The sequence below is a fragment of the Nocardioides sp. WS12 genome, assembly GCF_014108865.1.
Taxonomy (GTDB): Bacteria; Actinomycetota; Actinomycetes; order Propionibacteriales; family Nocardioidaceae; genus Nocardioides.
In genome coordinates this window covers 1,232,052-1,250,280 of record NZ_CP053928.1, presented here as the reverse complement: position 1 = coordinate 1,250,280, position 18,229 = coordinate 1,232,052, and the positions used below count along the sequence as shown (strand labels likewise).

18 protein-coding genes are annotated in these 18,229 nt (G+C 69.1%); 12 read left to right on the top strand and 6 right to left on the bottom strand.

Annotated features, from left to right (window positions below):
* The first annotated feature begins 75 nt into the window (after positions 1 to 75).
* Positions 76 to 639, top strand: coding sequence for an NYN domain-containing protein (locus tag HRC28_RS05800; RefSeq protein ID WP_182379202.1), 564 nt, complete (start codon positions 76 to 78; stop codon positions 637 to 639).
* 94 nt (positions 640 to 733) lie between these two features.
* On the opposite strand, the gene HRC28_RS05795 is transcribed toward HRC28_RS05800, so the two are convergent.
* Entirely contained in the window at positions 734 to 1,657 is a 924-nt protein-coding gene (locus HRC28_RS05795) for a DUF559 domain-containing protein (RefSeq protein WP_182379201.1), read from the bottom strand.
* Positions 1,658 to 1,866: 209 nt separating this feature from the next.
* Between HRC28_RS05795 and HRC28_RS05790 the strand changes: the two genes are divergently transcribed.
* Positions 1,867 to 2,544 (top strand): hypothetical protein, encoded by a 678-nt coding sequence (locus HRC28_RS05790; RefSeq protein WP_182379200.1) that lies wholly within the window; start codon positions 1,867 to 1,869, stop codon positions 2,542 to 2,544.
* 96 nt (positions 2,545 to 2,640) lie between these two features.
* Here the strand turns inward: HRC28_RS05790 and HRC28_RS05785 are convergent, their stop codons facing one another.
* The gene (locus tag HRC28_RS05785) at positions 2,641 to 3,831 is read right to left on the bottom strand and encodes a saccharopine dehydrogenase NADP-binding domain-containing protein (protein ID WP_182379199.1); all 1,191 of its coding nucleotides are present in this window, start codon (positions 3,829 to 3,831) and stop codon (positions 2,641 to 2,643) included.
* Between the two features lie 116 nt (positions 3,832 to 3,947).
* Between HRC28_RS05785 and HRC28_RS05780 the strand changes: the two genes are divergently transcribed.
* Positions 3,948 to 4,478, top strand: a complete 531-nt coding sequence (locus HRC28_RS05780; protein ID WP_182379198.1) for a SigE family RNA polymerase sigma factor — start codon at positions 3,948 to 3,950, stop codon at positions 4,476 to 4,478.
* Positions 4,475 to 6,544: a beta-propeller domain-containing protein gene (locus HRC28_RS05775; protein ID WP_182379197.1), complete on the top strand. Its 2,070-nt coding sequence runs from the start codon at positions 4,475 to 4,477 to the stop codon at positions 6,542 to 6,544. The genes HRC28_RS05780 and HRC28_RS05775 overlap by 4 nt, the downstream gene beginning before the upstream one ends.
* Positions 6,545 to 6,548: 4 nt before the next feature.
* Here the strand turns inward: HRC28_RS05775 and HRC28_RS05770 are convergent, their stop codons facing one another.
* Positions 6,549 to 7,379, bottom strand: a complete 831-nt coding sequence (locus HRC28_RS05770; protein WP_182379196.1) for an alpha/beta fold hydrolase — start codon at positions 7,377 to 7,379, stop codon at positions 6,549 to 6,551.
* 38 nt (positions 7,380 to 7,417) lie between these two features.
* Between HRC28_RS05770 and HRC28_RS05765 the strand changes: the two genes are divergently transcribed.
* Both HRC28_RS05765 and HRC28_RS05760 read left to right on the top strand, forming a co-directional pair.
* Positions 7,418 to 7,684, top strand: coding sequence for a DUF2277 domain-containing protein (locus tag HRC28_RS05765; RefSeq protein WP_182379195.1), 267 nt, complete (start codon positions 7,418 to 7,420; stop codon positions 7,682 to 7,684).
* The gene (locus HRC28_RS05760; protein ID WP_182379194.1) at positions 7,662 to 8,498 is read left to right on the top strand and encodes a Sir2 family NAD-dependent protein deacetylase; all 837 of its coding nucleotides are present in this window, start codon (positions 7,662 to 7,664) and stop codon (positions 8,496 to 8,498) included. Before HRC28_RS05765 ends, HRC28_RS05760 begins: the two co-directional genes overlap by 23 nt.
* Before the next feature lie 3 nt (positions 8,499 to 8,501).
* Here HRC28_RS05760 and HRC28_RS05755 read toward each other — a convergent pair whose 3' ends face one another.
* Positions 8,502 to 9,188, bottom strand: a complete 687-nt coding sequence (locus HRC28_RS05755) for a metal-dependent transcriptional regulator (protein ID WP_182379193.1) — start codon at positions 9,186 to 9,188, stop codon at positions 8,502 to 8,504.
* Between the two features lie 38 nt (positions 9,189 to 9,226).
* On the opposite strand from HRC28_RS05755, the gene HRC28_RS05750 reads away from it, so the two are divergent.
* The 3 genes from HRC28_RS05750 to HRC28_RS05740 are packed head-to-tail and all read left to right on the top strand — an operon-like array spanning position 9,227 to position 12,680.
* Positions 9,227 to 9,946, top strand: a complete 720-nt coding sequence (locus HRC28_RS05750) for a hypothetical protein (RefSeq protein WP_202033232.1) — start codon at positions 9,227 to 9,229, stop codon at positions 9,944 to 9,946.
* Positions 9,943 to 11,577 carry a glycoside hydrolase family 13 protein gene (locus HRC28_RS05745; RefSeq protein ID WP_182379192.1) on the top strand — a complete coding sequence of 545 codons (1,635 nt, stop codon included), beginning with the start codon at positions 9,943 to 9,945 and terminating at the stop codon, positions 11,575 to 11,577. The genes HRC28_RS05750 and HRC28_RS05745 overlap by 4 nt, the downstream gene beginning before the upstream one ends.
* On the top strand, positions 11,574 to 12,680 hold the full coding sequence (locus HRC28_RS05740) for a hypothetical protein (RefSeq protein ID WP_182379191.1): 1,107 nt from the start codon (positions 11,574 to 11,576) through the stop codon (positions 12,678 to 12,680). The genes HRC28_RS05745 and HRC28_RS05740 overlap by 4 nt, the downstream gene beginning before the upstream one ends.
* Position 12,681: 1 nt before the next feature.
* On the opposite strand, the gene HRC28_RS05735 is transcribed toward HRC28_RS05740, so the two are convergent.
* Both HRC28_RS05735 and HRC28_RS05730 read right to left on the bottom strand, forming a co-directional pair.
* Positions 12,682 to 13,146, bottom strand: coding sequence for a MarR family transcriptional regulator (locus tag HRC28_RS05735; RefSeq protein ID WP_182379190.1), 465 nt, complete (start codon positions 13,144 to 13,146; stop codon positions 12,682 to 12,684).
* Positions 13,143 to 14,735 (bottom strand): MDR family MFS transporter, encoded by a 1,593-nt coding sequence (locus HRC28_RS05730; RefSeq protein WP_237111720.1) that lies wholly within the window; start codon positions 14,733 to 14,735, stop codon positions 13,143 to 13,145. The genes HRC28_RS05735 and HRC28_RS05730 overlap by 4 nt, the downstream gene beginning before the upstream one ends.
* Positions 14,736 to 14,839: 104 nt before the next feature.
* Between HRC28_RS05730 and HRC28_RS05725 the strand changes: the two genes are divergently transcribed.
* The 3 genes from HRC28_RS05725 to HRC28_RS05715 all read left to right on the top strand — a co-directional run bounded on the left by HRC28_RS05725 (position 14,840) and on the right by HRC28_RS05715 (position 18,202).
* Complete coding sequence (locus tag HRC28_RS05725) at positions 14,840 to 15,730, top strand: hypothetical protein (RefSeq protein ID WP_182379189.1); 891 nt, start codon at positions 14,840 to 14,842, stop codon at positions 15,728 to 15,730.
* Between the two features lie 466 nt (positions 15,731 to 16,196).
* Entirely contained in the window at positions 16,197 to 17,162 is a 966-nt protein-coding gene (locus HRC28_RS05720) for a MetQ/NlpA family ABC transporter substrate-binding protein (RefSeq protein WP_182379188.1), read from the top strand.
* An 11-nt stretch (positions 17,163 to 17,173) separates the two neighbouring features.
* Positions 17,174 to 18,202, top strand: coding sequence for an ATP-binding cassette domain-containing protein (locus HRC28_RS05715; RefSeq protein WP_182379187.1), 1,029 nt, complete (start codon positions 17,174 to 17,176; stop codon positions 18,200 to 18,202).
* Positions 18,203 to 18,229: the final 27 nt, after the last annotated feature.

Below are 18,229 nucleotides of genomic sequence, written 5' to 3'. Positions count from 1 at the left end.
CAACAGCGGCCTCCCGGAACACCGGGAGGCCGCTGTTCGTCGTGGTCCGGGGGCAACGAGCCCTAGTCTCAGGACATGTCCGACTCCCCGCGCACGACGTACGTCCTGGTCGACGGCGAGAACATCGACGCCACGCTCGGCCAGTCGATCCTGGGTCGACGGCCCCGACCGGACGAGCGGCCGCGCTGGGAGCGGTTGCTGCAGTTCGCGAGCGAGGGTGCCGACAAGCCCGCCAACGGACTCTTCTTCCTGGCCGCCAACAACGAACTGCCCATGTCGTTCGTGCAGGCGCTGATCGCGATCGGGTACAAACCGATCCCGCTGTCCGGCGACGCCGGGGAGAAGGTCGTGGACATCGCCATCCAGCGCACGCTGGTGGCCCTGAAGGAGCGCGACGCCGACGTCCTCCTGGTCAGCAACGACGGCGACTTCGTCGACCAGATCCGCGACCTGCTGGACGGAAGCCGTCGGGTCGGTGTCGTCGGGTTCGCGGAGTTCCGCAACAACGCGTTCCTGCAGCTCGCCAACCAGGGCCTCGCCTTCTACGACCTCGAGTACGACGTGCAGGCCTTCAACGAACGCCTCCCGCGCGTCCGGATCATCCCGATCGAGGAGTTCGACCCGATGCAGTTCCTCTGACCCACCTCGAGGTGCAGGATCGCCCCCACGGGCGATATTGCACCCCGATCTGATGCGTTTTGGCGGGGAACATCGCCCGCGCGGGGGATCTTCGTCATCGGTGCCCCGGGAAGTGGCGGCGCCAGTCAGGCCGCAGTCGCGCCGGTACACCCGGCAGCCGGCGCGCGAGCAGCAGACGGTGAATCCGTTCCAGGGTCCGCCCCGGGTCGGCGTAGATCCCGGATGAAACCACAACCAGGATCCGCCACCCGGAGTCGTCGATCGCTTCGCGCCGGTCCAGGTCGGACTCCCACTGCTCGATCCGCTCGATGTGGTGTCGACCGTCGTACTCGACGATGACCTTCACCTCGGGCCAGCTCAGGTCGTAGCGGCGGTAGGACAAGCCGTCGTCCTCGCCGTAGGTGATGTTCACCCTCGGCTCAGGCAGGCCAGCGAGGAGAATCAACATGCGCAGCCTGGACTCCATCGGCGAGTCGACCTTCTCACGGACGAAGGACGCCGCCACTCGCGCGTGCGCTGCACGACGACCGGTCCAGCCAGCGCAGAAGTCGCGGAGCGCATCGATCCGGACGCGGCCGTTGCGGACGAGGTGGTCGCCGACGACCACCAGGTCGACGAGCGAGAGCTGTCCTGCGAGCTCTACGAACACCTGGGCAGGGGCCGACACCCGGATCCCATCGACAAGTACGACGCTCGGGGCCGACCCCCGCGGCACCTGGTGGCACCGCACACCGGATCGACTCCGGCGATCGCCATCGCCCGGTACCGTCACGTGCTCCTCGGGCAGGGTCGGGATCGGGATGCGCAGCAATCGCGCAGCGGTGGCATGGCTCGCAAACGCCTCCGCACAGAAGGGCAGGAGTGCTGCCTCTGCCCGAATCCCCGGCGTCAGGTCGACGTCGGCATCCAGATAGATGCCCACGTGCAATCGCTGGAACCGCGACGACTGCAGCTGCTTGTCACTCCATCCCGCAGCGAGTGCGTCGGTCCGCAGGAAGGGTCGGCGTAAGTCCGGCACCCCAGCAGGATGGCCCGGATTCCCCGCGGACGTCAGCGCTCATCCACAGGTCTCACAGAGCGCTCGGGCCCACGGCCCGGGAACCCCGAAAAAGAAATCCGGAAAGTTCTCCAGAAAATCTGCAAGGTCCTCAGGCCGGCGTGCTCTTACCACCAAGAACACCAAGCCACCGGGCTCCGCAAGGGCCCAGCCAACCTGAGGAGAACACCATGAACACCACCACCCGCACCGCGCTCCGCCTGCTGATCGCCACCCCGCTCGCCGCGAGCGCCATCGCCTTCGGCGGCTTCGCTGGAACCGCTCACGCCGACGGCTTCGAACCCGGCCCGATCATCATCGCCCAGCCCCACGACGACGAAGACCCCAAGCCGCAGGGCCCCGGCGAGATCGCCATCCCGGAGGACAACGACGACCCGAAGCCGCAGGGCCCCGGCGACATCGCCATCCCGGAGGACAACGACGACCCGAAGCCGCAGGGCCCCGGCGACATCACCAACCCCGAGGACAACGACGACCCGAAGCCGCAGGGCCCCGGCGACATCACCAACCCCGAGGACAACGACGACCCGAAGCCCGAAGGCCCGGACGACCTGACCAACCCCGAGGACAACGACGACCCGAAGCCCGAAGGTCCGGACGACCTGACCAACCCGGAGCCGGGCGACAAGCCCGAGGACGTGCCCGGAGACGAGGTCCCGGCCGACCAGAACGACGCGACCGACGAGGTTGCCGGCGTCGAGGACGTCCAGCTCCCGAACCGGATCGACGCCGGAGCCGGCAGCGACGACGAGGGTCTCAGCCTCGCGTGGATGCTCGCCGGTGGCGGCGTGGTGACCGCGGCGGGCTCGCTGCTCGCTCGCCGTCGGATGGGTGGCGCCACCCGATGATCGTCTGCTGAGAAGTGGGGACGCAGCACACGACGGCAACGGCCGACCGGTGATCCCGGTCGGCCGTTGTCGTTTTCGTACGTTCTGGTGGGAGTGTCAGCGACGTTCGAAGCTGATCCCGGCCCGCTCCAGGCGCGCGAGCAGGGTGTCGCCCATCGCGGCGGCGGTGGTGACCTGGCCCGACACGTTCGGGTTGTCGTCCAGCGCCAGGCACAGGGCCGACTCGGCGAGCATCTTCGCGGTCTCGGTGTAGCCGGGGTCGCCGCCAGAGACGCGGGTCCGCACCGACTTGCCGGCGCTCTCGGCCACGAAGTCGACGGTGAACCAGGACTTCTCGCGGCGGCTGGCCGACGGGCCCTCGCCCTGCGGCACCCGCTTGAGCAGCGCATTGCGCAGCGGCGCCACCTGCGAGGCGACGGCCAGGCTGCTCGCGCCGACGGCTCCGCCCGCGGCGTACCGCAGGGTCTTGGTGCCAGCGAAGTGGGAGTACGTGAAAGCAGGCCCGTACGACGACAGCGCGGCCCCGCTGCGCGCCACCACGAACGGGTCGATGGTCGGCAGGGGCAGCAGCCAGTAGCCGAGCTCGCCGTCGCGGCGGGGCCGTCCGGCAGTCGCGCGCGAACGGCGACCCTCGGGCCGCGGCTCCATCTTGCGGCGTGCGCCGGAGGCCTCCTTCATCTGCCGGGCGCGGGAGAAGGCGGTGAGCGCAGAATGGAAGGTGCCACCGGAGAAGCCGGCCTTGGAGCGCACCACGCCGCGCATCTCGACCGGCGCGGTCAGCTCGCCGCCGACCTCCTTCTCCAGTTCCTTGATCGTGAAGTACGCGCCGAGGTCGTGCGGGATCGAGTCGAACCCGCAGGAGTGCACGATCCGCGCCCCGGAGCCTTCGGCTGCGGCGTTGTGCTCGACGTAGGTGCGGTCGACGAACTCGGGCTCGCCCGTCAGGTCGACGTAGTCGGTGCCGGCAGCCGCGCACGCAGCAACCAGCGGGCCGCCGTACTCGATGTAGGGACCGACGGTCGTGGCGACGACCTTCGTGGTGGCGACGACCTCGGCCAGGGCGGCGGCGTCCGTTGCGTCGGCGACGAGCAGCGGCAGGTCGGCGAGGGCCGGATTCACGCCAGCGAGGCGCGACCGGACCGCTTCGAGCTTCGCCTGGCTGCGACCGGCGAGCGCCCAGCGAAGGTCCTTGGGGGCATTCGCGGCGAGGTAGTCGGCGGTCAGTCCGCCCGTGAAGCCAGTGGCTCCGAACAGGACGATGTCGTAAGGGCGAGCAGAGGAAGCCATGGCTCACTCTTTCATTGAGGTGGAAGTCGATGGAACCCCGCAGCGGGTCCGGTGCGTCATAGGTTCAGCACCAGCCACCAGGCCCAGCACTGACGGGCCAGAACAACGGAGCGCACGTGGATCCCGAGACCGAAGCGGTCTACGCCGACTATGTCGAGCAGAGTTGGCCGACCCTGGTCCGGGCGGCGATCTTCCTCGGCGCCCGGCCGCACGAAGCCGAGGATCTCGCGCAGACCACCCTGGTCCGCTGCTACACCGGCTGGGACCGGGTCAACTCGGCCGAGAACCGCGAGGCCTACGTCTACCGGATGCTCCTCAACTGCCTGCGCGACACCCGCCGCACCCGGTGGTGGAAGGACCGGCAGTACGACGACCCGCGCTCCCTCGAGCGCAGTGACCGCCCCGTGGGGGGCGATGCGGCAGAGCGGGTGGCCGTCGCCGATGCCGTGCACCGGGCGCTCGGAACCCTGACCAAGCCCAACCGCGATGTGGTGGTCCTGCGCTACTTCGTGCAACTGAGCGAGAAACAGACCGCCGAGGTACTCGGCGTGCCCGCCGGCACCGTGAAGAGCCGATTGTCCCGGGCACTCGCCCACCTGGCCTCCAATGACCACCTCCTCGATCTGTCCGGAGGGACGAAGAAATGACCGACCTCGAGAACCTCTGGGACGACTACCCCACCGGCAAGGCGCCGACCGGCGCGATCCTCGCCGCGGCGACCAAGGGACAGCAGTCGCACCGACGGCTGGTCGCCCGACCGCTGATGACGGCGGCGGCCGTGACCGGCCTGGCGGGCGCGTTCCTGACCGGGACGCTCGTCAACGACGGATCCGGGGGCGGCGGCAATCCACCGGGCGCGGAGGCGCTGCCGAGCCATGTGGCGTTCCAGGCCGACCTCGAGCCGGCGAAGAACTGTGACGACCTGCTGCAGACCTACATCGACAGGGCGCTCGACCTGGTCGGGCCGTACGGCTGGGGCGGCGGCCTGCCCATCTACTACGGGGACGGACGCGAACTGATCGACCCGGTGACGGATCAGCTCAGCGACGCCGTGCCAAACCCCACCGGCGGCATGAGCAACTCGTACAAGAGCCTCGAGCGGGGTGCCACCCCGCAGTCCAGCCGCCAGGAGAGTAGCGAGACCGGCACCAACGTGCAGGAGATGGCGGTCGACGAACCCGACACCGCCAAGACCGACGGCAAGATCCTGGCCCTGGTCCGCGACGATGCCCTCTTCGTGTACGACGTCACCGGCTCCTCCACGAAGAAGCTCGGCCGGATCGCCCTGCCGGGGATCGAGGACGCCGAGATCCTGCTGAGCGGCGACACCGTCGTGGCGATCGGCGCCGACGACGACGCCGAGGCGCGGCCGAGCGACAAGCACGTCTACGGGTACACCCAGCCGACCGGCACCCGGGTGCTGACCATCTCGCTCGCCGACCCCGCGACGCCGAAGATCGCCCACGACGTCACCTATGACGCCGGCCTGTCGTCCGCCCGCCAACACGACTCCACCATCCGGATGGTGCTGTCCTCGGGGCTGCCGGACCTCGACTTCGTCGAGCCGCGCGGCAAGCGCAGCGACAACGAGGCGCTCAAGCACAACCGCACGCTGGTCGAGGACTCGAAGATCGAGGACTGGTTGCCCACGATCACCACCGACGACAGTGCCGACGCGAAGGGCCAACAGCTCCTCGACTGCACCAATGTCGCCATCCCCTCGGACGATCTCGCACTCGACACCACCAGCGTGGTCGGCTTCGACGCCGCGTCGCCCGACAAGGTCGACGCCATCGGCCTGGCCGGCCAGACCGGCATCGCCTACGAGTCCGCGGACCATCTCTACCTCGCCACGAGCGCCGGTTGGGGCAACGGTCTGCTGGACCGGTGCGTCGAGGGGTGCATGGGCAGCCCGATCCGCGGCACGACCAGCGGGTCGTCGTACCTCTTCGACTTCGAACTGGACGGCAAGCAGGCCACCCACGTCGCTTCCGGCGAGGTCGAGGGCGCGATCCGCGACCGCTGGTCGATCGACGAGGCCGACGGCGTGCTCCGGGTGGCGGTCGGGGCCACGGAGGAGACCGGGAACTTCAACTCGATCGTCACCTTCCAGCGCGACGGCGACGAACTGGTCGAGCACGGCCGCCTCGACAACCTCGGGCGCAACGAGGAGATCAAGGCGATGCGCTGGTTCGACGACCTCGCGATCATGGTGACGTTCCGGCAGGTGGACCCGCTGTACGCGATCGATCTCACCAACCCCGCGGCGCCCAGGCTGCTCGGCAAGCTCAAGATCCCGGGCTTCTCGTCGTACCTCCACCCGCTCGGCCCGAACCGGATGATCGGCGTCGGCGAAGGGCCGGTCAAGAACGGCTGGGGCGCGCAGATCGGCCTGTTCAACGTCCGCGACGTGACCAACGTCCGGCGGATGGACGTCCACAACTACGGCACCGACACGGTGGCCCGCGCCGGCCTGGACCCGCGCGCCTTCACCTGGCTGCCGGACCAACGCACCGCGATCACGGTGCTGGAGAAGCACACGAGCCGCCGCGTCGGCTATGTCTCCGTGGTCAAGGTCAAGGACGGCAAGCTCCACAACCGCCTCCGGCAAGTGGAGTACGGCGACGACGTGGACGACGTCCGCGCGCTGCCCATGCCCGACGGGCGGGTGGTGCTGGTGACCGGCGAGGACGCGCAGTTCTTCGAGCTCTGAGCTCCTAGCCGCGGATCCAGGCGGCGACGGTCTCGGCGAGCGCAGTGGGCTGGTCGTCCTCGTCGAACAGCAGTGCGTAGCCGTGACCGGACTCGGCCGGCTCGAACCGGCTGCCCGCCGGTGCCAGGTCGACGATCGCCTGTGACCCGACCACCGCCTCCTCACCTTCGTCATCGGCCATCGCCACCAACACCGGGACCCGGAGGCCACGTCCACCGTCGATGACCTCGATGCCGGCCCAGTCCACCGGGCCGGACAGGTCCACGGCCGTGTCGATCATCGCGTCACTCGCCGCCGTCATCAGAGCAACGCTGCCGCCCATCGATGCACCGACCACCACGACGCGGGTGGCCTGCAGTCCGGTCCGCGCCTCCCGCACAGCAACACGGACCGCGTCGGCCTGCGCGGGCCCCGACCGGCGGCCACCGTGGCAGGTCGACTCACCGAACCCGCAGAGGTCGATCGCCAGGACCTGCACCCCCGGCTCGGCGACCAGGTCGGCGGCGTACGCCAACCAGCCACACAAGCCGTTGCCATCGGTCTGGTGGAGCAGGATCGCGACCGTCGGGCCGGTCCCGGCCGTCACGGCGGTGATCTTCCCGACCTTCTCGTCCTGCAGCACGGTCGGCGCGAACCCCGCATCGGCCACGTCCGCAGGCTGAGGCCCGCAGCGACCGAGCGGGCCGTCGAGGGCCTGCCAGGGCTCCTGGGTGGGTGCGCTCGTCGTACCCGTCGACCGGGCGTCGTCGGCCTCGCCCTTCGAGCCGTCGTCTCCCCCACAGCCGCCGAGCAGACTCGCCGCAAGGACGACCACCACCCCGATCCGAGATCTCATCGGGCCATTGTGCGCCCTGCGCGGCGTAGGCTCGGAGCATGTGCCGCAACATCCGGACACTCCACAACTTCGAGCCGCCGGCGACCAATGACGAGGTGACGGCTGCTGCCCTGCAGTACGTCCGCAAGGTCAGCGGATCGACCAAGCCGAGCCAGGCCAATCAGGCCGCGTTCGACAAGGCCGTCGCCGAGATCGCCCACATCACCCAGCACCTGCTGGAGGACCTGGTCAGCGCGGCGCCGCCGAAGGACCGCGAGATCGAGGCCGCGAAGGCCCGCGAACGTGCCAAGCTCCGCTACGGCTGAGCTGGCTGGGTCGGGCGCGCTCGAGCAGTGCTCGCGCGGGCCGCTCGTGGTCCTGACCGGCGCCGGCCTGTCCACCGACTCGGGCATCCCGGACTACCGCGGACCGGACGCGCCCGCGCGGATGCCGATGACGTTCCAGGAGTTCGTGGCGAGCCCGGCCGCGCACCAGCGGTACTGGGCGCGCAGCCACCTCGGCTGGGCACGCATGGGGCACGCCGAGCCCAACGCCGGCCACCTCGCCGTTGCGGCCCTGGGCGCCGACCTCGTCATCACCCAGAACGTCGACGGCCTGCACGAAGCCGTCGGCACCCCGCACCTGGTCGCCCTGCACGGCCGCGTCGCCGACGTCATCTGCCTCTCCTGCAGGAGTACGACGCCCCGGACCGCGCTGCAGGAACGACTCGAGCACGCCAACCCGGGCTGGGCCGTTCGGCATGCGGAGGTGGCGCACCGACCGGACGGCGATGTCGCTCTCGAGGAGACAGCCGGCTTCGTCGTACCCCCGTGCGAGGAGTGCGGTGGCCTGCTGAAACCTGACGTCGTGTTCTTCGGCGAGAACGTGCCGAAGGAACGGGTCGAACGCTGCTACGCGGCCGTCGACGCACTGGCGGAGACCGGCGGCACGCTGCTGGTCGCGGGGTCGAGCCTGACGGTGATGAGTGGCCTGCGGTTCGTACGCCGGGCAGCGCAACGCGAGGTGCCCGTGGTGATCGTCAACCGTGGGCCAACGCGCGGCGACGCCCTGGCGACCCACCTCGTTGCCGAGGGGACCAGCCAATGGCTGCCGCGGCTGGCGGCGGCCAGGACAGCCTGAGTGTCAGAGTCGCTTGACGAAGATGTGGTCAGCGGCTTCCGGGAAGATCTCGGCGGTCTCGCCGCCGGAGCCCACGAGTACGCCATCGGCCGTGGCCTGGATCGTGATCGTCTTGTCGGGCAGCGCACCGACGCGACGCATCGCGCTCATCAGCGCCTCGTCCTTCTGCATCTCCTCGGAGATGCGGCGGACCAGGGCCCGCGAGACCTCCGGACCGGCGGCCTTGGAGAGCGGCTCGACGTCGGCCATGAACGTCTCGCCGACCTTCTCCTGGCCGAGCTCGGCCAGGCCGGGGATCGGGTTGCCGTAGGGCGACTCGGTCGGGTGGTTGAGCAGTTCGAGCAGGCGACGCTCCACCGTCTCGGACATGACGTGCTCCCAGCGACACGCCTCCTCGTGGACGAGCTCCCAGTCCAGGCCGATGACGTCGACGAGAAGTCGCTCGGCGAGGCGGTGCTTGCGCATGACGCGGGTGGCGAGGCGCTGGCCGTCCTCGGTGAGTTCGAGGTGGCGGTCGCCTTCAACGGTGAGCAGTCCGTCGCGCTCCATGCGGGCAACCGTCTGCGAAACCGTCGGTCCGCTCTGGTGCAGGCGCTCGGCAATCCGGGCGCGCAGCGGCGTGATGCCCTCCTCGATCAATTCGTAGATCGTGCGGAGGTACATCTCGGTGGTGTCGATGAGATCGCTCACGTAACCCATTCTGTCCTATCGGCTGGCAGGCTGGGCGCGTGACCACGCTCGCTGTCCCCCGTCGCTTCAACGGTCCACCCCGCTCCGGCAACGGAGGCTGGGTTGCCGGTGCCCTGGCGGCGACCCTTCCCGGCCAGGGGATCGGTCGCGCCGTCACGGTGACCCTGCGGCAGCCGCCGCCGCTCGAGACGCCGATGCATGTCACCGCGACGGCTGCCGGAGCCACGCTGACCCATGACGGCCGGACGGTCGCCGAGGCCGTCTACGCCGAGATCGCACCCGCCACGGTCGCGCCGGTCCCGGTCGGGATCGCTGCGGACGCGGAGGCCGCGTTCGGCGGTCACCGCAAGCACCCGTTCCCGACTTGCTTCGTCTGTGGCACGGCCCGACGCGTGGGCGACGGACTGCGGATCTTCGCCGGCCCGCTCCCGCCGGTGGCCCGGACCTCCCCCGAGGACGCACGCGTGGCGAGCACCTGGTCGCCGTACGAAAGCAGCGTGGCGCTCGCCTGGGCCGCACTCGACTGCCCCGGCGGCTGGGCCAGCGACCTCGAGGGACGGCCCTCGGTGCTCGGCCGGATCACCACCGAGGTACGTCGACTGCCCCGCACCTCGGAGCGCTACGTCATCGTCGGCGAGCAGCGGCGAATCGACGGCCGCAAGACCTTCACCGCAGCAACGATGTACGGCGAGAACGGCGAGGCCGTCGCCACCGCCGACCACGTCTGGATCGCCGTCGACCCTGAGGAGTTCCGATGACCGCCCCGGCTCCGTGGTGGCGCGACGCCGTCGTCTACCAGGTCTACGTCCGCAGCTTCGCCGACGAGATGGGGGCCGACGGGATCGGTGACCTGCCCGGGATCACGTCGCGGTTGCCGTACCTGCGCGATCTCGGCGTCGACGCCCTGTGGATCACGCCGTTCTACACCTCGCCCCAGAAGGACCACGGGTACGACGTCGCCGACTACACCGACGTCGATCCGCTGTTCGGCAGCCTGACCGATGCCGATGCCCTGCTCGAAACGGCGCACGGTCTCGGGCTGCGGGTGATCGTCGACCTCGTCCCGAACCACACCTCGGACCAGCACGTGTGGTTCCAGGCGGCCCTCGCCGCTGCACCGGGCTCGCCCGAGCGTGCGCGCTACCTGTTCCGCGAGGGTCGCGGCACCGACGGGAGCGAGCCGCCGAACAACTGGCTGTCGATCTTCGGGGGTCCGGCGTGGACCCAGGTCCCTGACGGGTCTTGGTATCTCCATTTGTTCGACACCTCCCAACCCGACCTCGACTGGCGCAACCCCGAGGTCGGCGACATGTTCGAGGGCGTGCTGCGGTTCTGGCTGGACCGCGGCGTCGACGGCTTCCGGGTCGACGTGGCGCACGGCCTCTACAAGGAGGCGTCGCTGCGCGACCAGGTCCGGCCGGAGCCGACCCCCGACAAGGCAGGCAAGACGGGCAAGGCGGGCAAGGCGCGCAAGAAGAAGCCGAAGGCCGCCGAGTCCATGGTCGAGCGCGTCCTCAAGGACGAGCCGATGTGGGACCAGCCCGAGGTCCACGACGTCTACCGCCGCTGGCGCAAGGTCCTCGACTCCTACCCCGGCGAACGGATGGCCGTCGCCGAGGCCTGGACCCAGACCGCCGAGTCGATGGCACTCTTCATCCGCCCCGACGAACTCCACCAAGCCTTCAACTTCGGCTGGCTCGGCACCCCGTGGAAGGCGAAGGACTTCGCCGAGGTCGTCACCAACTCCATCGCCGCGGTCGGCGCGGCCGACTCCGCACCCACCTGGGTGCTGTCGAACCACGACGTGATCCGCCACCCCACCCGGTACGGCGGCGGGCCGGTCGGGCTCGCCCGCGGCCGCGCCGCGACGCTGGCCATGCTGGCGCTGCCCGGTTCGGCCTACCTGTACCAGGGCGAGGAGCTCGGGCTCGAGCAGGTCGACGTGCCGCCCGAGGCGCGCCAGGACCCGTCCTGGTTCCGCACCGGCGAGCCCGGTCGGGACGGCTGCCGCGTGCCGTTGCCGTGGTCCGGGTCCGCGCCGCCGTACGGCTTCGGGGGGCCCGACAGCTCAGAGGGATCGCAGCCGTGGATCCCCCAGCCGTCCGACTGGGCGGGTCTCACCGTCGAGGCGCAGCAGGGCGACGACGCCTCGAGCCTGGCCTTCTACCGGCGGGCGCTGGCCGCCCGCCGCGAGGTCTTCGCCGGAGCCGACGAGACCACGGAGGCCAGCGCGTTGGGCAAGCTGCTCGTCGTACGACGGGCGGGCGTGACGGTGCTCGTCAACACCAGCAAGTACCCCAAGGCGCTGCCTGACGGCGACGTGCTGATCAGCAGCGGACCGATCATCGACGGGCTGTTGCCACGCGACACCGCGGCGTGGATCAGGTGACCACCTCCCACGTGGAGGTCTCGGGGGATTCCATCCGGAGGGCGTGGAAGGCGCGCGGCCACGACGACTTCTGGTTGCGTCTTCGTACCCCGCAGACCGGAGAGCTCGACGCAGTTGAGAGGTCCGTTGCCGCGGCCAACGCCGCGGCAGAGCAGGACGCCATCGACCCCAGGGCGTATTCGTTCACGCCGTGCCCCGGCGGCTTCGCCATCGAGATCGGCCCCGTCGCTGACCGCCCACAGATCGACCGTTGGGTCGACCTCTTCACCGGCGCACTCGAAGCTCACGGCCTGAGTGGCAGCCTCGGCGGAGCGACAGAAGCCCGGCGGATGCCGAAAGCAATCAGGGACGGTCGACCCGTCCCGACGCTGTTCGCTCAATTTCGGCTGCCTTCAACCCACTCGACGAGTCAGCCTGGATGGCACGTCGGCGTCGCGCAGACCGAGGAGATCGTGCGCCGCACTGTTGAGTGGGCAACGACTGATCCCGGCAAGGTCGTCCTGACGCAGAACTCCTTCTCTGTGGCGGTCGACGCCAGCCTCGGCCTCCAGGCACCGATGGAGCGCGCACTCCACGCCGCAGGCTCTGCCGGCCTCGACGTCTCAGACACCCGATCAGCACGCGTACGACACGCGGTCCTAGGTCCGAACGCCGTCGCCCACTACCAATCGATCGGCCCACGGTGGGACGCCGTCGTCGACGAGCTCCGGGATCTGGCGACGAGCCTGCCAGCCCCGCTCGACTATGCATTTCTACGAGTGGCCAACCGCGGGATCCTGGGTATTCACGGGATCGACACCGTGCAGCCTCTCGACGGGATCCAGGAACTGCACGTGCGATACAACGCCCACCTGCTCGACCGCTTCCTGCCCGACGCACACGGCTTTCAAATCGTCACCGACACCCACCTCCACGCCGCACACGACCTGTCCGATTGGGTCGTGACCGACCTCGGAAACGGCCAGCACCTAGTGACCGCTTCAGATCTCGATCCTTGGTACAGCGCAACACAACCGGACCCCACCACCCTCGCCCGAGCGCGGTCCGACTGGGCGGGAGCGCTGCTCACGCTGGCGAACTTCGAGGCCTACGGACCTCGCTGACTCAGCGGTCGGCGGGGATCCCGAGCGCGTCGTTGTAGCGTCGCAGCGACGTCGAGAACGCGGTCAGTTCGTCGTACGACCAGTCGGAGAGCCGCTCGGCGAGGAGTTCACGGCGCTCAGCCGCAACACCCTCGAGGCGCTCCTCGCCTTCCTTGCTGGTGGTCAGCAGGGTCGCCCGGCCGTCCTCCGGGTCGGGATGGCGGTCCAGGAGACCGAGGTCGAGCAGGTGCTGGACCTGACGGCTGATGGCGCCCTTGTCGATGTCGAAGACCGCGCACATCGCCGAGGCCCGCAGCGGTCCGTGGTCGCGGACGTAGGCGAGCATCAGGTACGACGCCGGAAGCAACTCGGGATGCACGGCGCGGGCCCGTTCGCCGATGACGCGGCGGATCCTGCGGATCAGGACGCCGACCTCGGACTCGAGGTCCTTGAGGACGTCGATCCGGTCATCGGTCTTCGGGCTCATTGCACCGTCTCCAGTTCGGACTCCTCGGCCACCGCTCCGGTGGTGGTGCGCAGCGGCACCTCCTTGATGAACAGGATGCAGAGGAACGCCACGATCGTGAACGGTACCGACACCCAGAAGATGTGGCCGACAGCGTCGCCGAAGGAGTTCTCGTAGAGGGCGCGGATCGGGAGCGGCAGGCTGGCCAGGTCCGGGATGTCGCCCGTGGAGTGCTCCATCGTGGCCAGCTGCTCGGGGGTGACCTTGCCGGCCTTGACGAGGCTGAGGAGGCCGTCCTTCACACCGCCGGTGACCTGGTGGGCGAGCACCGCACCGAGGGCGGCGACGCCGACGGAGCCACCGATCGAGCGGAACATCGCGACGAGCGAGCTGGCCACTCCGAGGTCTTCCGGTGCCGTGTTGTTCTGCACCGCGAGCACCAGGTTCTGCATGGTTGCACCCAGGCCGATGCCGACGATCGCCATGTAGCTGGCGACGACCCACAGCGCGGTGTGCGCGTCGATCGTGCCGAGCAGGGTGGTGCCGACCATCACCAGCACCATGCCGCCGACGAGCCAACGCTTCCACAGGCCGGTCGCGGAGATGGCCCGGCCGCTGATGATGCTGGAGACGAGCAGGCCGCCGACCATCGCGATCGACATCAGGCCAGCCTCGGTGGGGCTCATCCCGCGGGCGAGCTGGAAGTACTGGCTGAGGTAGACGGTCGCGGCGAACATGGCCACGCCGACCATCACGGAGGCCGCCGTCGCGAGCGCGATGGTGCGGTCACGGAACAGGCGCAACGGGATCACCGGTTCGCTCGCCACCCGCGCCTCGACCCACAGGGCCGCAGCAATGAGGGCCACGCTGCCTGCGACGAGCGCCGCCGACGTACCGGAGATCCAGTCGAAGTTGGTGCCGGCCAGGCTGACCCAGACGAGGATCAGACTGATGCCGCCCATGATCAGGGTCGCGCCGGCGTAGTCGATCTTGACCTCGCGCTTGACCACCGGCAGGTGCAGCGTCTTCTGGAGTACGACGAACGCGAGCGCCGCCACGGGAAGGCCGATCATGAAGCAGCCGCGCCACCCGAGGGGGCTGTCGACGACGAGGCCGCCGAGCAGCGGGCCGCTGACGGTGGCGGTGGCGAAGACCGCGCCGATGTAGCCGCTGTAGCGGCCGCGTTCGCGCGGGGAGACCATCGAGGCGATGACGACCTGCACCAGCGCGGTCAGGCCACCGATGCCGAGACCCTGGATCGCACGGGCGCCGATCAGCACGCCCATGCTGGGCGCGAGGGCAGCGATCACGGAGCCGATCGAGAAGATGATCAGCGCGACCTGGACGAGGAGCTTCTTGCTGAAGAGGTCCGCCAGCTTGCCCCAGATCGGGGTGGTCGCAGTCATGGTGAGCAGGGTCGCGACGACGATCCAGGTGTAGCCGGTCTGGCTGCCGTGGAGGTCGGTGACGATCGCAGGGAGGGCGTTGCTCACCACGGTGCTGGAGAGCATCGCCACGAACATGGCGAGCAGGAGCCCGGTCAGGGCTTCCATGATCTCGCGGTGGGTCATCTGGCCCGGTTCCGCGGTAGCGGGTTGATTGGTTGCCATTCGGCAACCATAACCCCTGATGGTTGACGAGGACAACTTGTTGTGACCGGGGAGACATTCGCAAATCAGGTGCGCCGTAGCGGCCGGCCCCGAACCATGGCACGGTGACCGACTCCTCGGACGAGCATCCCTGCTTCCGCGCATCACTTGAGGTGTTCAGCCGGGACCTCCGCCTCGCGGAGATCACCCGCGCGCTGGGGCGAGATCCCGACCGGGAACACTCGAGCGACGTCGGCGACCCGCTGCTCCAGCCGGGCGCCCCGCCCCGTACGTCCGCGGCATGGCGAACAGAACTGGTCTTCGACGACGCCGTCCACCGCGGCTGCCATGGCCTCTCGATGGCACTGCGCGACCTGGGCTACGACCTCGCCGATCGTGCCCGCGAGCTGTCAGAACGTGGATGCGATGTCTCTGTCTCCGTCGAGCAGCACCTCGACCCAGAGGATCCCGCGACCGACGGCATTCACCTGGACGAGTTCGCCCTTGCCTGGCTGGCGCGGGCCGGGGCGAGCCTCGACATCGACCAGTACGCCAAGGACGCCACCCTCGCCGCAGCCGTCCGCGGGTGGGCCGACGACCGCATGTGGAATCTGCGCGAACTCAAGTGGGGCGCACGCAAGATGTCCCGGGCCATCCCGGTCCTCCGCCATCTCGTGCCCCTCGGGCCCGAGGAGACCCGACCTCCCGCGCGCGCCCGTCTGATCAACGAAAGCCTGCGACCCCTGGCCCTGGACCTGCTGGAGGAGATCACTGCCACCAGACAACCGCCGAATGACACCAGCGACGCAGAACGGGACGACTGGCTCGCCCTGATCGAAGCCACACGTCAGTACGCCGACATGCTCAGCGCGGTGGCGGCGAAGGGAATCGTGGACCCGACGGATCTGCGTCGGGCTCGGGAGCTCCGCATGGGCGCCCTCACGTCCGTCCGGCGATGGCCCACTCAATGGAGTCTTCTCACCGAGGCGGACGACCTCCTCGACAGCGCAGCATGAGGAACGTCGGTCAAAAAGCAGCGACCCGCAGGCGTGGTCCGGTGGACCGACCGGGGGACGTCCCGGTGCACCTGCGGGTCGGGTGGCTGCTGTGGTTTTCGCGAGCAGCCCTGGTCGCACGAAGCCGACCAGTTCATTACTCGGGCTGCTAGCGGGCAGCCACCTCACGCGTCCTCAAAGAAATCATTCTTCGGACCACCTCCTTTCCCGTGTGCGACAACGGTAGGTCGGCACTCGCCGGGACACAACGGGATTTCCGCACCTGGATTTCAAAGAACCGCAGTGTCTGCCCGGTCACACCCGGGAATGGCTCCCCGTCGCGCTTCCTTGTCACCACCATCGGGTCCACCAACCCCGATTAACTCACTAGAGTTACTTGCCTTAGAGTGAGCGACTCCCGCGGCACACCCCGGCCGCTCCCCCGGCGCGATCACGAGTCGCGCCCGAACCGAGAAGGAGGACGACGATGTCCGACGACATTCCCCTCATCGAAGCCCCGAAGTCCCGACTGCCCCTGCTGGTCGGCGTTGGTGTCGTGGTGATCGCCCTCATCGGCGCGGTGATCTTCTTCGCCACCCGCGGCGACGACGCACCCCGCGCCACCGGCAAGGACGCCACCACCGAACTGGACAAGGACAACCCGGTGAAGGTCGTGCTCGGCACGGTCGGTGCCTCCGACGCGTACTGGAAGACCCTCACGGACGCGGCCAAGGAAGCCGGCATCGACCTGGAGGTCAAGGACTTCGCCAGCTACCCGCTGCCGAATCCCGCGCTGAGCGAGGGCGAACTGGACGCCAACCAGTTCCAGCACATCGTGTACCTCGCCGAGCACAACGTCGCGAACAACGACGACCTGGTCCCGATCGGTTCCACCGCGATCTACCCGCTCGGCCTCTACTCCAAGAAGTACGACGACGTCGCCGACATCAAGGACGGCGACACCGTCGTGGTCCCCGACGACGACTCCAACCAGGCGCGCGGCCTGCTCGTGCTCCAGTCGGCCGGCCTGGTCACGCTCAAGAACGGCGGCACGATCTTCTCGACCGTCGCCGACGTCGACGAGTCCGCCTCCCGGGTGAAGGTCAAGGCCGTCCAGGCGGACCTGACCGTCACGTCGCTGCCCGACGTGGCCGCCGCGATCATCAACAACGACTTCGTCACCGACGCCGGCCTGAAGTTCGACGACGCCATCGCCCAGGACGACCCGTCCTCGGACAAGGCACTGCCGTACGTGAACATCTTCGCGGTTCGCGCCGAGGACAAGGACAACCCGGTCCTGTTGAAGCTGGTCGAGATCTACCAGCAGACGCAGGCAGTACTCGACGGTGCCGACGAGGCATCCGGCAACACTGCGGAGTTCCTCACGATCAGCCAGGCGGACCTCGAGAAGAGCCTGCACCAGGTCGAGGACCAGATCCGCGAGAAGAAGTAGGCGCTGCACTGATGGGACTCGTGGAACTGCGGGGCGTCGTCAAGGAGTTCGCTCCGGCGCGACGTGGCGACGCCCCGATCCGCGCCGTGGACAACGTCGACCTCACCGTTGAGCAGGGCGAGATCTTCGCGATCGTCGGCTATTCCGGCGCTGGCAAGTCGACCCTCGTCCGACTGGTCAACGCGCTGGAGCCGGCGACGTCGGGCAGCGTGGTGGTCGACGGCGTCGACGTCACCACGCTCTCCGAGCGCGAGCTGCGCAAGGTCCGGCTCGGCATCGGGATGGTGTTCCAGCAGTTCAACCTGCTCGACTCACGCACCGTGTGGGGCAACCTGGCCTTCCCGCTCACCGTGGCGGGCACGCCGCGGCGGGAGCAGCAGAAGCGGATCTCCGAGCTGCTGCACTTCGTCGGCCTCGGCGACAAGGCGCATGCCCGCATCGACGAGCTGTCGGGCGGACAGAAGCAGCGCGTCGGCATTGCCCGCGCACTGGCCACCAACCCGCAGCTGCTGCTGGCCGACGAGGCCACCAGCGCACTGGACCCCGACACGACCCGCGACGTGCTCGACCTGCTCGCCAAGGTCAACCGGGAACTCGGGATCACGATCCTGCTGATCACCCACGAAATGGACGCCGTACGACGGATCGCGCATCGCGTTGCGGTGATGGAGAACGGGAAGGTGGTGGAGGAGGGCGTGACGGCCGAGCTGTTCGCCGAGCCCCAGCACCCGGTGACCCGCCGCTTCGTGGGCTCGGTCGTCGACGACGTCCCGTCACCAGTCGCACTCGACGCCCTGCGGGAGCGGCATCCGGGCCGGTTCATCCGGATCGCGTTCCGCGAAGGAACGGCGCGCCAGTCCGAGGTGTTCGCCGTACTCCTGCGGCACCAGGTCGAGTTCGAGCTCATCTTCGGCGGCATCGAGGAGATCCAGGGCCACACCTTCGGGAACCTCACCCTTGCCCTCACCGGCGATGACGACGCGATCGAGCGAGGACTGACGGATGTCAGCGCGCTCGTCGCCTGGACGGAGGTGGCCTGAGATGGACGTCCTCGCCATCGACACCCG

Bases quoted from the DNA above. Each gene is read 5' to 3' on its own strand.
- HRC28_RS05800 (WP_182379202.1), top strand. From the start codon at position 76: ATGTCCGACTCCCCGCGCACGACGTACGTCCTGGTCGACGGCGAGAAC.
- HRC28_RS05790 (WP_182379200.1), top strand. From the start codon at position 1,867: ATGAACACCACCACCCGCACCGCGCTCCGCCTGCTGATCGCCACCCCG.
- HRC28_RS05785 (WP_182379199.1), bottom strand. From the start codon at position 3,831: ATGGCTTCCTCTGCTCGCCCTTACGACATCGTCCTGTTCGGAGCCACT.
- HRC28_RS05775 (WP_182379197.1), top strand. From the start codon at position 4,475: ATGACCGACCTCGAGAACCTCTGGGACGACTACCCCACCGGCAAGGCG.
- HRC28_RS05770 (WP_182379196.1), bottom strand. From the start codon at position 7,379: ATGAGATCTCGGATCGGGGTGGTGGTCGTCCTTGCGGCGAGTCTGCTC.
- HRC28_RS05765 (WP_182379195.1), top strand. From the start codon at position 7,418: ATGTGCCGCAACATCCGGACACTCCACAACTTCGAGCCGCCGGCGACC.
- HRC28_RS05745 (WP_182379192.1), top strand. From the start codon at position 9,943: ATGACCGCCCCGGCTCCGTGGTGGCGCGACGCCGTCGTCTACCAGGTC.
- HRC28_RS05735 (WP_182379190.1), bottom strand. From the start codon at position 13,146: ATGAGCCCGAAGACCGATGACCGGATCGACGTCCTCAAGGACCTCGAG.
- HRC28_RS05730 (WP_237111720.1), bottom strand. From the start codon at position 14,735: ATGGCAACCAATCAACCCGCTACCGCGGAACCGGGCCAGATGACCCAC.
- HRC28_RS05720 (WP_182379188.1), top strand. From the start codon at position 16,197: ATGTCCGACGACATTCCCCTCATCGAAGCCCCGAAGTCCCGACTGCCC.
- HRC28_RS05715 (WP_182379187.1), top strand. From the start codon at position 17,174: ATGGGACTCGTGGAACTGCGGGGCGTCGTCAAGGAGTTCGCTCCGGCG.